Raw genomic sequence first — 1,659 nt, 5'->3', positions numbered from 1 at the left:
CATTGCCTTTTTGATACAGCGAGATAGCGTTATTGGCTTTAAATCCCTGACGGCTTGATACGCGATTAAGCATCACCACTTTACTGCTCGATTGTTTGGCTTTATCGGTGAGGGCCAACAACTCATTGGCACTCATCTTATTGGCGTCATCGATGAGCAAGACGTCTTTATTGGTCAGCGGCGTATCGCTTTGCAGTAAGCTGTGGGTGGTGTGTCTCTGCTCTGGTGAAAAGAGCTGGCCGACCCAGGCGCTGAGTGTCTGACTCTTGCGCTGTACGCTCTCCATGCCCTCTGTCTTGGCTTTCACGCTTTGGGAGACCAACTGGACGCGTTTACCACTGTGATTGCCTACATTGAGTAGCAGCTGCGCAATATCTTGTGATGAGCCGTGTACATTGACCACGTGGAACTGTTTGGTGGAGTGGTACAGGTCGGTCAGTATACGCTGCTGGTTTTCAGAGATAGCGAGCTTGTTGAGCGTGCTGGATTCAACGTGGGTGCGCATGTGATGCGCCCGGCCTTGGGTGCTGTCGATAAGCGCTTTCTCGTTATCAATTAAGCCTTTGGTGGTGTATTGCCCTTTGTGATTGAGTCCTATCAAGTCGCCTTGTTTAATCATTTCATCCGCGACTTTTTTGATATCAAGGGCGTTGAGTTGCACGCCGCCTTTGGTGAACTCTGAGGCAGTCAGTTCAATGATTTTTTCTAGGTGTAACGCGGTGCTGTATTGCCCTAGATGGTCAATGGCTCTGCTGATGGCGGCTTGGGTTTCACCAAGTGGTGGGGTGTTTTGCGCTTCTTTTACTTGTTGCGCCATGGTGACAAGCTCTGCAGGCTCATACCCTTGCTCTTTTACGGTGCTTTGCCACTGTTTGTTGAGGCTGTCACTGCTCTGGTAGGTTTTGCTTTTACGAGTATCGAGGTTGGCTACGTCTTTCGCCGCGCGAGAGTCAAAGCCTAAATCGAGTGTGCGTTGGTCAATTTGTTGTTTGCGAGTGGATGACGCATCAAGAATAGGCTGAGGGACACCGCTGATTTCGAACTGACCGTTGCCGACGCCTCGCGTGGAATAACCGAGTGCTTGTGCATCTTTAGCCAATTGGCTCTGGTACAAGATACCGTAGTATTTTTGGAAGTTGTAAATGCGCTCGCCAGTCCCGTTAATCACGCCCCCTTTTTGTTTTAGGCTGGATGCAAGCGTGCGAAGTTTTCCTTCTTGGTCGCGTGTCATGTTAGCGGCTAGCGCGTGCGAGTGGACTTGTGGGTCGTTTTCACGGCTTGTCTTATGGCGCACGACCGCAAATATCATCGAGTCGGTGTTGTGAAACTCGCGCGCTCCCTCTTTGTTGATGGTAGTGAATTGTGCCACGTCTCTTTCAAGCTCAGTTAAGGCGAATTTTACGGCGTTATTGTGTGCTTCAATGAGTCGATTATCGCCACTTACAAGCGCAAGAACACTGACGGTTTTAGGTGCAGAAAAGGTCAGGTCGAAGCCCGATTTATGATCATCTCGTTTTCCTTTAATGGTTTCACCGCCAAGACTGCCTGAGAGTACCGATTCTAGGGTGGCTTGCTCTACGGGTTTACCCGCCAGTCCCGCTTCGATGGCCAGCTTGCCATGCCAGAAGGTGTTTTCTTCTTGGTCTTTTTCCTTGAGGT

Annotated in this window: 1 protein-coding gene; it reads right to left on the bottom strand. The window is 50.2% G+C overall.

Annotated features, from left to right (window positions below):
- The coding region (gene mobF / locus AB4589_RS22595) for a MobF family relaxase (RefSeq protein ID WP_372101730.1) at positions 1 to 1,659 on the bottom strand (1,659 nt) is incomplete at both ends.

Source organism: Vibrio sp. 10N.222.49.A3 (assembly GCF_041475145.1).
GTDB classification, from domain to species: domain Bacteria; phylum Pseudomonadota; class Gammaproteobacteria; order Enterobacterales; family Vibrionaceae; genus Vibrio; species Vibrio tasmaniensis_A.
Note: the sequence above shows the minus strand (reverse complement) of the source record. Positions and strands in the feature narration are given on the sequence as shown.